Source organism: Pseudomonas paraglycinae (assembly GCF_021601625.1).
GTDB lineage: Bacteria > Pseudomonadota > Gammaproteobacteria > Pseudomonadales > Pseudomonadaceae > Aquipseudomonas > Aquipseudomonas paraglycinae.
Map to the genome: position 1 here is coordinate 42,461 of NZ_BQHR01000007.1, position 13,287 is coordinate 55,747.

The 13,287-nt window shown below is 60.6% G+C and carries 12 protein-coding genes; 5 read left to right on the plus strand and 7 right to left on the minus strand.

What is annotated here, in order from left to right:
- Positions 1–75: 75 nt before the first annotated feature.
- From hda to L6D82_RS12075, 3 genes are all read right to left on the minus strand, one after another.
- Positions 76–780, minus strand: coding sequence for a DnaA regulatory inactivator Hda (hda, locus tag L6D82_RS12065; RefSeq protein WP_007950396.1), 705 nt, complete (start codon positions 778–780; stop codon positions 76–78).
- 210 nt (positions 781–990) lie between these two features.
- Positions 991–2,064 (minus strand): AI-2E family transporter, encoded by a 1,074-nt coding sequence (locus L6D82_RS12070; RefSeq protein ID WP_007950395.1) that lies wholly within the window; start codon positions 2,062–2,064, stop codon positions 991–993.
- A 35-nt stretch (positions 2,065–2,099) separates the two neighbouring features.
- Positions 2,100–3,158: a DUF2066 domain-containing protein gene (locus L6D82_RS12075; RefSeq protein ID WP_102687976.1), complete on the minus strand. Its 1,059-nt coding sequence runs from the start codon at positions 3,156–3,158 to the stop codon at positions 2,100–2,102.
- Between the two features lie 375 nt (positions 3,159–3,533).
- Between L6D82_RS12075 and purM the strand changes: the two genes are divergently transcribed.
- From purM to L6D82_RS12090, 3 genes are read left to right on the plus strand one after another with little or no spacing between them, the layout of a single operon-like run.
- Complete coding sequence (purM, locus tag L6D82_RS12080; protein ID WP_007950393.1) at positions 3,534–4,592, plus strand: phosphoribosylformylglycinamidine cyclo-ligase; 1,059 nt, start codon at positions 3,534–3,536, stop codon at positions 4,590–4,592.
- Positions 4,592–5,242, plus strand: a complete 651-nt coding sequence (purN, locus tag L6D82_RS12085) for a phosphoribosylglycinamide formyltransferase (RefSeq protein ID WP_085608847.1) — start codon at positions 4,592–4,594, stop codon at positions 5,240–5,242. The genes purM and purN overlap by 1 nt, the downstream gene beginning before the upstream one ends.
- A gap of 8 nt (positions 5,243–5,250) precedes the next feature.
- Positions 5,251–5,964, plus strand: a complete 714-nt coding sequence (locus L6D82_RS12090; protein WP_085747072.1) for a DUF3108 domain-containing protein — start codon at positions 5,251–5,253, stop codon at positions 5,962–5,964.
- A 53-nt stretch (positions 5,965–6,017) separates the two neighbouring features.
- Here the strand turns inward: L6D82_RS12090 and L6D82_RS12095 are convergent, their stop codons facing one another.
- Together L6D82_RS12095 and L6D82_RS12100 are read right to left on the minus strand one after the other, a co-directional pair.
- On the minus strand, positions 6,018–7,643 hold the full coding sequence (locus L6D82_RS12095) for a methyl-accepting chemotaxis protein (RefSeq protein WP_085747073.1): 1,626 nt from the start codon (positions 7,641–7,643) through the stop codon (positions 6,018–6,020).
- 130 nt (positions 7,644–7,773) lie between these two features.
- Positions 7,774–8,811: an amidohydrolase family protein gene (locus L6D82_RS12100; RefSeq protein WP_373870904.1), complete on the minus strand. Its 1,038-nt coding sequence runs from the start codon at positions 8,809–8,811 to the stop codon at positions 7,774–7,776.
- Between the two features lie 147 nt (positions 8,812–8,958).
- Here L6D82_RS12100 and L6D82_RS12105 point away from each other — a divergent pair, with 147 nt between their 5' ends.
- On the plus strand, positions 8,959–9,375 hold the full coding sequence (locus L6D82_RS12105) for an OsmC family protein (protein ID WP_039769799.1): 417 nt from the start codon (positions 8,959–8,961) through the stop codon (positions 9,373–9,375).
- Between the two features lie 61 nt (positions 9,376–9,436).
- Positions 9,437–10,303, plus strand: a complete 867-nt coding sequence (locus tag L6D82_RS12110) for a pirin family protein (RefSeq protein WP_085747075.1) — start codon at positions 9,437–9,439, stop codon at positions 10,301–10,303.
- Between the two features lie 201 nt (positions 10,304–10,504).
- Here L6D82_RS12110 and L6D82_RS12115 read toward each other — a convergent pair whose 3' ends face one another.
- Both L6D82_RS12115 and htpG read right to left on the minus strand, forming a co-directional pair.
- Complete coding sequence (locus L6D82_RS12115) at positions 10,505–11,233, minus strand: dienelactone hydrolase family protein (RefSeq protein WP_085747076.1); 729 nt, start codon at positions 11,231–11,233, stop codon at positions 10,505–10,507.
- Between the two features lie 68 nt (positions 11,234–11,301).
- Positions 11,302–13,206 (minus strand): molecular chaperone HtpG, encoded by a 1,905-nt coding sequence (htpG, locus tag L6D82_RS12120; RefSeq protein ID WP_102718433.1) that lies wholly within the window; start codon positions 13,204–13,206, stop codon positions 11,302–11,304.
- Between the last annotated feature and the right edge of the window lie 81 nt (positions 13,207–13,287).

Below are 13,287 nucleotides of genomic sequence, written 5' to 3' on the forward strand. Positions count from 1 at the left end.
GCGGCCTGTGCAACCCACAGGAAAGCGGGTTTTCTGGCGCCTGAAATATGCCGAAACCGGCTGAAAGCCCCGGTTTTACCAGCCCAGGGTTTCTTTCAGGAAGGGAATGGTCAGCTTGCGCTGAGCCTGCAAAGAGGCCTGATCGAGCTGCTCCAGCAGATCGAAAAGCGCGCTCATGCTGCGGGTACCGCGAGTCAAAATAAAATGCCCGACTTCGTCGGTCAGGTGCAGACCGCGACGGGATGCGCGCAATTGCAGGGCACGTAATTTGTCTTCATCGGAGAGAGGACGCATCTGGAAGATCAGCGCCAGGGTCAGGCGCGATTTCAGGTCGGCGAGTTTGATAGGCAGTTCACGCGGCGAAGTGGACGCCGCAATCAGCAGACGCCGACCGCTGTCACGCAGACGGTTGAACAGATGAAACATCGCCTCTTCCCAGTCCGCCTTGCCGGCAATCACCTGCAAGTCATCCAGGCAGACCAGTTCGTACTGTTCGAGGTTGTCGAGAATTTCGATGCCGCGATCCATCAACTCGGCCAGCGGCAGGTACACCGCAGGTTCCCCCATCTGCTCGAAGCGCAGGCACGCGGCCTGCAACAGATGCGTACGCCCTACCCCGTGCTTGCCCCACAGATAGATCAGGCTTTCGGTCCAGCCGGCGTCGGCTTCGCATAGACGCTCGACATAGCCGAGTGCAGCGGCATTGGCGCCTGGGTAGTAGTTGATGAAGGTGGCGTCGTCACGCAGACGCACACCTAGGGGCAGCTGAATCGGTTTCATGCTGACTGAACAGTTCCCAAGGAACCGTTAGTGGCCTCTGTGTAAAGTGAGCGAAGTTTATACCCGTGAAGCGGAGCGCACAATGCGACAGACCCCAAGCAAAATCAAAGGTTTGCGTTAACGTGCTGGTTTTATGACAGTTTCTTTGGCGCCATGGCCTGCATGAGACGGGCCAACCCGGCAATCCACCAGGCAGCCCGCGCGCCACGATTACAACTCCGGCTCATCCACCCCGCTATAGATGTCGGAATCCTTGTACAGATCGTGAACGTGTCGCACCAGCACCATGATCACCGCCGCCACCGGCAATGCCAGCAGCACACCGGTGAAGCCGAACAGCTCGCCACCGGCCAGAATCGCGAAGATCACCGCCACCGGATGCAGACCGATCCGGTCCCCCACCAGCAACGGCGTCAGCACCATGCCTTCCAGCGCCTGACCGACCATGAACACCGCGACGATTCCGATCATCGGATACAGATCGCCACCGAACTGGAACAACCCGGCAATCAGCGCGGCGCCAATACCGATCACGAACCCCATGTACGGAACGATCGCCGCCAGCCCTGCTATCAGACCGATCAACAGACCCAGTTCCAACCCGACAATCATCAGGCCGGCCGCATAGATCACACCCAAGGCCAGCATCACCAGCAACTGCCCGCGCACGAACGCGCCCAGCACCTCATGGCATTCACCCGCCAGCGCCACCACGCGCTCTTCGCGATCACGGGGCAACAGGCCGCGGATCTTGGCCATCATCACGTCCCAGTCGCGCAGCAGGTAAAAGCTCACCACCGGGATCAGCACCAGATTCGCCAGCCAGCCGATCAGCGCCAGGCTCGAAGCCGTCGCCTGACTCAGCACTACACCGACGATGTCGGTGGTCTGGCCCATGTGTTCGCTGATCGCGGCCTTGACCTTGTCGAACTTCCAGAAGCCGTCCGACAGCCCCAGCTTCGATTGCGCCCACGGCACGGCGGTGTGTTGCAACCAGTCGAGCATTTGCGGCGCCAGCTCATACAGCCGCAGCAATTGCTTGGCGAGCATCGGCACCAGCACCAGCAACAGCGCGGTGACGATCAGGGTGAACAAGGCGAACACCGTGATCACACCCCAGGTGCGGGACAACCCCAGGCGCTCCAGACGATCAACGAGCGGATCGAACAGATACGCGAGCAACAGCGCCACCAGAAACGGCGTGAGGATCGGATGCAGCAACCAGACAAACGCGCAAAGCAGGAGCACCCCACCGAGCCAGAACCAACGCCGCGTATCGGCCATGTAACACTCCATTGCTTATATATAAGAAAGAAAACCTACCAGCGGAACCGCAAGGACGGCGCCGCCGGTGTCGGCGTCGGCGCAGCAACTGGCGGCGCCCCGGCGACCGCAGGCTGAGGCGCAGCGACCGGAGCCGGCGCCTCGGCCGGAAGTTCCTGCAACTTCGCCAGCGACAATTGCGCTCGCAATTGATCGGCACTGCCGTTGACCCGATAGAGGATGCGATCGGCATCGACACTCTGCAGACGCACGCCGAACGGTTCGAGTAACCGCAGCAGCGCTGCGTAGTGCTCCAGATTCATGCCCTGCACTTCCAGGGTCTGCTGGCCGGACGCGCCCGGCTTGGCCACAAAGCGTGGCGCCAGACGTTCAGTGACCGCCAGCATCACCGCATCGGCCACCGCGGCCTGATCCGCGCCCTGCACGTTGCCCCCCTCTTTTTTGTCGCCCAGCCACAATTGCCATTTGGCCTGCCACTGCCCGCTTTCTTCGCGAGCATGCACGGCGAGCAAGGCGTCAGCGTTGTAGCGCTCGGAAGCGTTGCGCAGCGGCGCCGGGTCGGCTCCCTCGAGCGCTGGCGCCGTGGCGACCAATTGCTCGCTCAAGTCCGCCAGCGGCAGGCGCAACGGCAAACCACGGTGCTGGGCCGCGCGGCGCAACGGTGCGGCACTGGCCTGACCGTCACCCACCAGACTCGAACCCTCGGTCGAATCGTTCAGCCACCAGCTCAGGATCGAGGGCCGGTTGGCACCCCACAGCGCCAGCCCGGCGCGGCGCAACGCCTGCTCGGTGGTTCCCGGATCGAAATCGACTTTCAGCACTTCCGGCGGCCCAGCATCGAAACCGAACTGACTGATGATCTGCTGCGGATCCTTGCGAACCGGCGCCAGCCCCGGGTTCTGCGGGGCTTTCGGGTCGCCGGTCAGCCGCAGCACCAGCGTATCCAGCGCAGCCTGGGTCGCGCGATCACGCTCCTCCGGCGACTGACCCGTGACCGGTTCGCGCACCTGATAAAGACCTTTGAGATTTTCGGCCTGGCTCGCCAGGCTGATCAGAGACAAGCCACCTACTAACAGCCATTTACAAAAACGCATGGAGAATTCCCGTCGACAAGAGCGGCTGGAACAGGCCGCGTGCACCGTTGTGGCAAGCCTGTGACCACAGGCCGTCGCAAAACATTCACACGCGGTCGGTAAGTTTTTGCACAGTCCTAACGATAGACGGTTCCTTATACAGGCACCCGTGATGTCGCCCACAGCGTCAATTGCAAAATTTTTCCACCGATATGCCCCTGCCCGTCGGCGTGAGGATGGCCGCTGCCCCTCAAGCCTGATAAAATCGCGCGCCTTCGCAGACCGGCAACAGCCGGGCACCCCGAACTTCGCGTGAGGCAATCGCCCCTGTCGGATTCGGCGTTCCCGCTGAACTCGGTCGTTACCCCTGAATCCCCTCCCCTAAAGGCCTGGATCATGAGCAAGCAACCCTCCCTGAGCTACAAGGACGCCGGTGTAGACATCGACGCCGGTGAAGCATTGGTCGAACGCATCAAGAGCGTCGCCAAGCGCACTGCGCGCCCGGAAGTCATGGGCGGCCTGGGCGGTTTCGGCGCCCTCTGCGAGATCCCGGCCGGTTACAAACAGCCGGTGCTGGTTTCCGGTACTGACGGCGTGGGCACCAAGCTGCGCCTGGCGCTTAACCTGAACAAGCACGACAGCATCGGCCAGGACCTGGTCGCCATGTGCGTCAACGATCTGGTGGTGTGCGGCGCCGAGCCGCTGTTCTTCCTCGACTACTACGCCACCGGCAAGCTGAACGTCGACGTGGCCGCCACTGTGGTCACCGGTATCGGTGCAGGCTGCGAACTGGCTGGCTGCTCGCTGGTCGGCGGCGAAACCGCTGAAATGCCTGGCATGTACGAAGGCGAAGACTACGACCTGGCCGGTTTCTGCGTCGGTGTCGTGGAAAAAGCCGAAATCATCGACGGCTCGAAAGTCGCCACCGGTGACGCCCTGATCGCCCTGCCATCGTCCGGTCCGCACTCCAACGGCTACTCGCTGATCCGCAAGATCATCGAAGTGTCCGGTGCCGACATCGAAACCGTTCAGCTCGACGGCAAGCCACTGACCGAACTGCTGATGGCCCCGACCCGCATCTACGTGAAGCCGCTGCTCAAGCTGATCAAGGACACCGGCGCCGTCAAGGCCATGGCCCACATCACCGGTGGCGGCCTGCTGGACAACATCCCGCGCGTTCTGCCAAAAGGCGCTCAAGCCGTGGTTGACGTGGCCAGCTGGAACCGCCCGGCCGTCTTCGACTGGCTGCAAGAGAAAGGCAACGTCGACGAAACCGAAATGCACCGCGTGCTGAACTGCGGCGTGGGCATGGTGATCTGCGTAGCTCAGGAACACGTTGAAGTGGCCCTGAACACCCTGCGTGACGCCGGCGAGCAGCCTTGGGTCATCGGTCAGATCGCTGTCGCTGCCGAAGGCGCGGCTCAGGTCGAACTGAAGAACCTCAAGGCTCACTGATGTCCCAGACCTGTGATGTCGTGGTGCTGTTGTCCGGCACCGGCAGTAACTTGCAGGCCCTGATCGACAGCACGCGGACCGGCGACAGCCCGGTCCGCATCGCTGCGGTGATTTCCAACCGCGCCGACGCCTACGGCCTGCAACGCGCCAGTGACGCGGGTATCGCCACCCGCTCGCTGGATCACAAGGGATTCGAGGGCCGCGAGGCCTTCGATACCGCGCTGATCGAACTGATCGACGAATTCAACCCCAAACTCGTGGTACTGGCCGGCTTCATGCGCATTCTCAGCGCTGACTTCGTCCGTCACTACCAGGGTCGCCTGCTCAATATCCACCCGTCGCTGCTACCCAAATACAAAGGGTTACACACGCATCAGCGCGCGCTGGAAGCCGGCGACGCCGAACACGGCTGCTCCGTGCACTTCGTCACCGAGGAACTCGATGGCGGACCACTGGTCGTACAGGCAGTAATACCGGTAGAGTTGCACGATTCGCCGCAAAGTCTGGCGCAACGGGTTCACGTTCAGGAACACCTGATCTACCCGATGGCCGTACGCTGGTTCGCCGAAGGACGGCTGAGCCTCGGCGAGCAAGGTGCTTTACTGGATGGCCAGCTACTCGGGGCCAGCGGTCACTTGATTCGAAACTAGGAGATTTTATGCGTCGCGCCCTGCTCTTCGCTTGCGCTCTGCTCGCCCTGCCTTTTGCCCAGGCGGCAGACCTTCAACCGTTCTCCGCCAGCTACACCGCCGACTGGAAGCAGTTGCCCATGAGCGGCACTGCCGAACGCAGTCTGACCAAGGAAGCCAACGGCGTCTGGAAGCTCAGCTTCAAGGCCTCGATGATGATTGCCAGCCTGTCCGAGGAAAGCACCCTGACCCTGGACAAGGACACCCTGCTGCCACAGTCCTACCACTTCGAACGCGGTGGTCTGGGCAAGGCGAAAAAGGCTGACCTGGACTTCGACTGGGCCAACAAGCTGGTGACCGGCACCGACCGCGGCGACGCGGTGAAAATCCCGCTCAACCGCGGCATGGTCGACAAATCCACCTATCAACTGGCGCTGCAGCATGACGTGGCCGCCGGCAAGAAAAGCATGAGCTATCAGGTGGTCGATGATGGTGAAGTCGATACCTACGACTTCCGCGTGCTGGGTTCGGAAAAAGTCGAAACCAAGGCCGGCCAGATCGATGCGATCAAGGTCGAGCGCGTTCGCGATCCGACACAAAGCAAGCGCATCACCGTCCTGTGGTTCGCCAAGGACTGGGATTACCTGCTGGTTCGCCTGCAACAGGTCGAAACCGACGGCAAGGAGTACAACATCATGCTCCTCGACGGCACGGTCAATGGCAAGACGGTCAAAGGCAGCTGATTCAACGAAAAGCCCCGCAAACGCGGGGCTTTTTTTCGCCTGCCGAACGCTGATCAAACCGAGAACTTGGCGACCATGCTGTTCAGATCCACCGCCAGCCGCGACAACTCCTGACTCGCAGCGCTGGTCTGATTGGCCCCGGCCGAGGTCTGCATCGCCAGGTCACGAATGTTCATCAGATTGCGATCGACTTCCCGCGCCACGGCCGCCTGCTCTTCCGACGCACTGGCGATCACCAGATTGCGCTCGTTGATCAAGGTGAACGCCGAAGCAATTTCCTCCAGCGCCACGCCAGCCGCCTTCGCCAACTCCAGGGTCGAGCGCGCCCGGACATTGCTCTGTTGCATCGAGCTGACCGCCGAATCGGTGCCCTGCTGGATGCCGCCGATCATCTGTTCGATTTCCTGCGTCGACTGCTGAGTGCGATGGGCCAGCGCCCGCACTTCGTCCGCCACCACCGCAAAACCCCGTCCGGCATCCCCCGCCCGCGCAGCCTCGATCGCCGCGTTCAACGCCAGCAGATTGGTCTGCTCGGCAATCGAGCGAATCACATCCAGTACTTTGCTGATGCTGTAGACCTTCTGCGCCAGATCCTCCACCTGCGCGGCATTGGCGGTGACATCGTCCGCCAGCAGCTCGATGGACGACACGGTCTGCTGGACCTGCTCGCGACCATGCTGGGCAATTCGATCTGATTCACGGGAGGCCTCGGAAGTCGCGACGGCATTGCTCGCCACCTCTTCCACGGCAGCGGTCATCTGATTGACCGCCGTGGCCGCCTGTTCAATTTCCAGACTCTGCTGGTGCAGCCCCCGCGTCGCGTCTTCGGTAACACAGCTCAATTCTTCCGAAGCCGAGGCCAGTTGACTGGAGGACTCCGAGATCCGGCGGATGGTGTCACGCAGGTTGTGCTGCATGCTCTTGAGCGCGTGCAGCAGCCGCGCCGGCTCGTCCTTGCCGGAAATGCTGATATCCCCGGTCAGATCGCCGCCGGCCACCACTTCCGCCACATTGAGCGATTGCGACAGCGGCAGCACGATGCTGCGGGTCAGCAATAACGCCAGCGCGATGGTAATCAGCGCAGTGATGCCGATCATCACCCCGACCCACACCCGCGAGCTGGTGAACACCAGCCGTGCGGCCTCTGTGGCGAGGTTGGCGTTGTGCTTGTTCAGTTCGACCAATTCACGCAGGGTCACTGCAATCTCATCCGCCAGCGGACTCATCTGCCCGTTGAGAATGGCGGCCGCCTCCTCCACTCGCCCCTGAGCAGATAACGTCATCACCTGCGCCTGAAACTCCAGGTACTTGTGTTCGGCAACCTTGAAGCGGTCGAACAGCGCGCGCTCTTCGGGCAATACGATCAGGATGTCGTAACGCTGCTGGGCTTCGCTCAGCACACCGCGCAAATCATTGAGCTTGGCCACATTCTGATCCAGCGCCTGCGGATCGCGATTGAGCAACAGGCGCATGGTCAGCGCACGCAGGCGCAGCATGTCCTGACTCATCTCGCCCACCGCCATCACGCTGGGCAGCCAGTTATTGTCGACCTCGTCGGATTGCGCGCGCATGTTCGACATCTGCAGCAGGGCAAACGCGCCAAGGGCAAACACCATCAGCGCCAGTACGCCAAAACCCAGCCCGGCTCGGGGCGCAATATTGAGACTACGGATACTCATTGCTCTGGTTCCTTCCAAAAGCGCTGCATCAACACTGCAGCTGGTTGCTCTAGAAGGTATCGGCCCTTTGGAAAATTGCGTAAGACCAAAACGTGATATCAAAAGGCCTTAATACTTCGAACCTGGAGCATTAACGATTCAGCGCGGTTTTGCCGGACTTGAGCGCTGTTCGCGGCAATATCCCCAAGAAGTTGTCCCGTGCGACTTTTTTCGCGACCGCCTCAGGCAAGGCGTCGAGAAACGGCTTGAAACCATGGATTTCCTTGCCGAGTTTGTTGAATCGCCCGACCACGTCCGAACCGATCATGAAGCGATCCGGATAGCGCTCCACCAATTGCACCCACTCGGCTCGCGGCTGGCTCTTTTCGTCCAGCAGATAAGGCGTCAGCAGGCTCCACGACAGATCGATGAACAGGTTCGGATACGCCTCCAGCATTCGGGTAAGGGTCGGCAGCAGAAAATCCAGCTGCGTCTGATGACGATGGATTTCAGCACTGGTGCCGGCATGCGCCCAGATAAACCGGGTGTGCGGATGATTACGCAGCGGCTCTTCGATTTCCTTCAGGTACAGCGGATTCTTCTCACGCTTGGAGGTGATGTTGGAATGCAGCATCACCGGCAGATCGTGCTCGGCGGCCAGGTGATAGATGCGGGTCATGGCTTCGTTATTGGCACGCGGCGTATCGCCGGAGGTCAGTGCGGTGAGGTCGTCGTGACGGGTGAAGACCTCGCCGATGCCCTGCCACAAGCCGGGATACAGATCGAGCATGCGCTGGATGTGTGCGGCAGAGTTCTTGTCGTTGGGGTTGAAGCCTGAAAGAAACGGGTGAAAGTACTGGCGTTGCTCAGGTGTCAGCTTCTGCACCGCGTCGGCGACGATCACGTCAGTCGCGCTGTACCAATAGGCATCGGCATCATCGCCAGCGTAATAACGCGGGCGCTTCGGCTCGTCTTCGTGCCATTTCTTCGCCACGGGAATGCCGGAAATCATCACGTGCTCGATGGAGTTTTCCTTCATGGCCGTCAGCAATTTCGGCATGCCGGCGGTTTCCTGGAAAAAATCCACGTAATGCAGGTGCGCGTCACTGTAGGTGTATTCCCGGGCACTGGCGGCGCCGGTGAAAGCCATCAGGCAGGCAAGGCTCAAACGAAACACGGACACAAGCATTCTCCGGCAGACAGGCATAGCCTAGACCCTCGCCGGGCAATGAGGGTTCACCCGGCAAGAAAGTGGAACGTGCCTGTGTGGGAAATGCTCTATACCTGCAAGGTCTTTTTTGATCGAATCCCTTTTCCTACAGCTTGCGAGGTTCACATGACCGTTACCGTCAATACCGTGTCCGCCGAAGGTTTTCGCCACACCGTACAGATCGATGAGCATGAGCTGTTTACAGACGTCCCGACGACCGCCGGCGGCGAAGGCTCGGCTCCGGAGCCGCACGATTACTTCGACGCCGCCCTCGGCGCCTGCAAGGCTCTGACCCTGAAGCTGTACGCGAAGAAAAAGGACATCCCGCTGACCGGCGTCGGCGTTGAGGTCAAACGCGACAACAGCCAGGAACAGAAAGGCAAGTACGCGCTGCACGTGACCCTCACCCTCAAAGGCGTGCTCACCGATGCCCAGCGCGAAGAACTGCTGCGCGTCGCCGATCGCTGCCCGATCCACAAGCTGATGACCACCAGCGAAGTCACCATCGAAACCCACGCGCCAGTCGGCTTCGACAGTCAGTAATCACCACGACGACACCGGCGGGTTATGCTCCACGCATCACCCGCCCAGCCTGGAATGGACCATGGACACCCAACCCCTGATCATCCGCCCGCGCGCCGAAGACGTCGAGGGCCAGCCGATCTTGCGCCCGCTGCCGTCAGCCAAATGCCGCAGCGTCGGGCCTTTCGTGTTTTTCGACCACATGCTCGAAACGGTTTATCCGGCGGGCAAAGGCATGAACATCCGACAGCATCCGCACATCGGTCTGTCGACCCTTACGTATTTGTTCGACGGGCAGATCCAGCACAAGGACAGCCTGGGTTCGGATCAGGTGGTCAGCGCCGGCGATGTCAGCTGGATGACCGCCGGCACCGCGATCGCTCACGTCGAGCGCACGCCCGAACCGCTGTGGGAACAAAGCTTCAAGATGCACGGCCTGCAAATCTGGCTCGCCTCGCCTAAAGATCACGAACAAGGCCCGGGGCATTACAGCCACCACCCGGCCTCCACGTTGCCGGTCAGCGATAACCTCGGCGTGCAGATCCGCATGATCGCCGGGTCAGGCTTTTGCCTGGAATCACCGGTGCCAGTGCTTTCTCCTACGCTTTATGCCGAACTGAAGATGCAGACCGCGACCACACTGCTGATCCCGACCGAGCATGAAGAGCGGGCGCTGTACGTGTTGAGTGGTGATGTGCAGCTGAATGGCGAAGCGGTCGAACCCCATGCACTGGTGGTGTTGCCGACCGGGGAAGAGATGAGCCTGTTTGCCGAGAGCGACAGCCACGCGGTGTTGTTCGGCGGTGCGCCACTGGACGGGCCACGGAGGATCAACTGGAATTTTGTCGCGAGCGATCCGGCGGCGATCGATGAAGCGCGGCGCAAGTGGGCGGCCGGGGATTGGCCGACCGTGCCGGGGGAAGTCGAGCGGATTGAATTACCGCGTTAAACCGCCTGCCCTCACCCCAGCCCTCTCCCAGGAGGAGAGGGAGCCGACCGAGGTGTCTTATGTCATACATCGACCTGAAACACCGAGTCGATTATGGATTCGGTGATTCACTTTCAGGTCGATGCAACTCTCGAGAAACTTACGGTCAGTCCCCTCTCCCTCTGGGAGAGGGTTAGGGTGAGGGGCTTTTGCTCTTAGGCTTCAGCCCTTGAACACTTCTTCCAGCAAGTCATGCATCGACTTGAACGCACGCGCTGCGGTCTTCGCGTCGTACATCATCTTGCCCGGCACATTGGCGTGCGGATCGGTGAACGAGTGCACCGCGCCGCCGTAGCTCAGCAACTGCCAGTCCACACCAGCAGCGTTCATCTCGTCTTCGAATGCCGGCAACTGCTCTTTCGGCACCAGCGGATCGGAAGCACCGTGCAGCACCAGCACCGAGCCCTTGATGTTCTTCGCGTCCGCCGGGTTCGGCGAATCCAGCGTGCCGTGGAACGACACCGCCGCTTTCACCGGCGCACCGGTGCGGGCCAGATCCAGCGCACAGCAACCGCCGAAGCAGAAGCCGAACACCGCCAGTTTCGAGGTATCGACCGCCGCCTCGCCCTGCTTCTGCAATTGTTCGAACGCGGCCTGCATACGCTTGCGCAGCAGCGCGCGGTCGTCCTTCAGCGGCATCATCGCCGCACCGGCCTGATCGGCATTCTGCGGACGCACCGCCTGGCCGTACACGTCAGCGATCAGCACCACATAACCCTTGGCCGCCACCGATTTGGCGATCTCTTCAGCGCCAGCGCTGACACCCATCCAGTTCGGCGCCATCAACAGACCCGGACGCGCGCCTTTGTGCTCGGCGTCGAACGCCAGGCGACCTTCATAAGGCTGGCCGTCAATCTGATAGACCACGGAACGTACAGTGACTTGGCTCATTTCTGACTCCTGATTGGTTGAACACCAGAATGAAAAAACCCGCCGAAGCGGGTTTTTCTGCAGCTTGGTTAAACCGACAGTTCAACCAGCAGCTTGTTCAGACGCTTCACGTAAGCGGCCGGGTCTTTCAAGCTGTCGCCCGCCGCCAGGGCGGCCTGGTCGAAGAGGATGTGCGACAGGTCGCTGAAGCGATCTTCGCTGGCCTCGTTGTCGAGCTTCTCGATCAGCGGGTGGCTCGGGTTGAATTCGAAGATCGGCTTCGAATCCGGCACCTTTTGCCCGCTGGCTTCGAGGATCTGACGCATTTGCAGACCCAGGTCCTGCTCGCCAATCGCCAGGATGGCCGGCGAATCGGTCAGGCGATGGGAAACCCGGACTTCGGCAACGGAATCGCCCAGTGCGGTTTTCAGACGCTCGACCAGACCTTCTTTCGACTTGGCGACTTCTTCTGCGGCCTTCTTGTCCTCTTCCGAGTCCAGGTTGCCCAGGTCCAGGTCACCGCGCGCGACGTCGACAAACGTCTTGCCGTCGAATTCGCTGAGGTAGCTCATCAGCCACTCGTCGATACGGTCGGTCAGCAGCAGCACTTCGATGCCTTTCTTGCGGAAGACTTCCAGGTGCGGGCTGTTCTTGACCTGCGCGTAGGTTTCGCCGGTGAGGTAGTAGATCTTGTCCTGACCTTCCTTGGCGCGCGCCAGGTACTCGGCCAGACCGACGATCTGCTCGCCATCGGTGCCGTTGGTCGATGCGAAACGCAGCAGACCGGCAATTTTTTCCTTGTTGGCGAAATCTTCTGCCGGGCCTTCTTTCATGACCTGACCGAAGTTTTTCCAGAAGCCCTTGTATTGCTCAGGCTCGTTCTTCGCCAGTTTTTCCAGCATGTCCAGCACGCGCTTGGTCAGCGCCGATTTCATCGAGTCGATGATCGGGTCTTTCTGCAGGATTTCCCGCGACACGTTCAGCGACAGGTCGTTGGAATCGACCACGCCTTTGATGAAGCGCAGGTACAGCGGCAGGAACGACTCGGCCTGATCCATCACGAACACGCGCTGCACGTACAGCTTCAGGCCTTTTGGCGCTTCACGCTGGTACAGATCGAACGGTGCGCGGGCCGGCACGTACAGCAGCGAGCTGTACTCGAGCTTGCCTTCGACCTTGTTGTGGCTCCACGACAGCGGATTTTCGAAGTCGTGGGCGATGTGTTTGTAGAACTCCTGGTATTCCTCGTCCTTCACTTCGGTGCGAGGACGGGTCCACAGAGCGCTGGCGCGGTTGACGGTTTCCCATTCAACTTCAGGCTTCTCTTCGCCTTCGGCAGCGGCCACTTCTTTCGGCAGCTCGATCGGCAGCGCGATGTGGTCGGAGTACTTCTTGATGATGTTGCGCAGACGCCAGCCATCGGCGAACTCGTCTTCACCGGATTTCAGGTGCAGAACGATGCGGGTGCCGCGCTCCGGCTTGTCGATGGTGGCGACTTCGAATTCGCCCTCGCCTTTCGACGACCAGTGCACGCCTTCGCTGGCGGCGGTGCCGGCGCGACGGCTGTACACGTCAACTTTGTCAGCGACGATGAAGGCCGAGTAGAAGCCCACACCGAACTGACCGATCAGGTGCGAATCCTTCTTCTGATCGCCGGACAGGTTTTTCATGAAATCGGCGGTGCCGGATTTGGCGATGGTACCCAGGTGGGTGATCACATCGTCACGGTTCATGCCGATGCCGTTGTCTTCGAGGGTGACGGTCTTGGCGTCCTTGTCGAAGCTCACACGGATTTTCAGTTCATCGCCACCTTCGAGCAACTCAGGCTTGGCCAGGGCTTCGAAGCGCAATTTGTCGACGGCGTCAGAGGCGTTCGAGATCAATTCGCGAAGGAAGATTTCCTTGTTGGAATACAGCGAATGGATCATGAGGTGCAGCAGTTGCTTCACCTCGGTCTGGAAGCCCAGGGTTTCCTTTTGAGTTTCCACACTCATGGTCATCAAACTCCAATCAGATGGCATTGGCCGCGACCTTGCTGGTCGGCGGCGGGTTGTTCTGTGAGTTGGGGGCGTGCT

Bases quoted from the DNA above. Each gene is read 5' to 3' on its own strand.
- L6D82_RS12100 (WP_373870904.1), bottom strand. From the start codon at position 8,811: ATGCTTGTGTCCGTGTTTCGTTTGAGCCTTGCCTGCCTGATGGCTTTC.
- L6D82_RS12095 (WP_085747073.1), bottom strand. From the start codon at position 7,643: ATGAGTATCCGTAGTCTCAATATTGCGCCCCGAGCCGGGCTGGGTTTT.
- htpG (WP_102718433.1), bottom strand. From the start codon at position 13,206: ATGAGTGTGGAAACTCAAAAGGAAACCCTGGGCTTCCAGACCGAGGTG.
- L6D82_RS12115 (WP_085747076.1), bottom strand. From the start codon at position 11,233: ATGAGCCAAGTCACTGTACGTTCCGTGGTCTATCAGATTGACGGCCAG.
- L6D82_RS12105 (WP_039769799.1), top strand. From the start codon at position 8,959: ATGACCGTTACCGTCAATACCGTGTCCGCCGAAGGTTTTCGCCACACC.
- purM (WP_007950393.1), top strand. From the start codon at position 3,534: ATGAGCAAGCAACCCTCCCTGAGCTACAAGGACGCCGGTGTAGACATC.
- L6D82_RS12075 (WP_102687976.1), bottom strand. From the start codon at position 3,158: ATGCGTTTTTGTAAATGGCTGTTAGTAGGTGGCTTGTCTCTGATCAGC.
- purN (WP_085608847.1), top strand. From the start codon at position 4,592: ATGTCCCAGACCTGTGATGTCGTGGTGCTGTTGTCCGGCACCGGCAGT.
- L6D82_RS12110 (WP_085747075.1), top strand. From the start codon at position 9,437: ATGGACACCCAACCCCTGATCATCCGCCCGCGCGCCGAAGACGTCGAG.
- hda (WP_007950396.1), bottom strand. From the start codon at position 780: ATGAAACCGATTCAGCTGCCCCTAGGTGTGCGTCTGCGTGACGACGCC.
- L6D82_RS12090 (WP_085747072.1), top strand. From the start codon at position 5,251: ATGCGTCGCGCCCTGCTCTTCGCTTGCGCTCTGCTCGCCCTGCCTTTT.
- L6D82_RS12070 (WP_007950395.1), bottom strand. From the start codon at position 2,064: ATGGCCGATACGCGGCGTTGGTTCTGGCTCGGTGGGGTGCTCCTGCTT.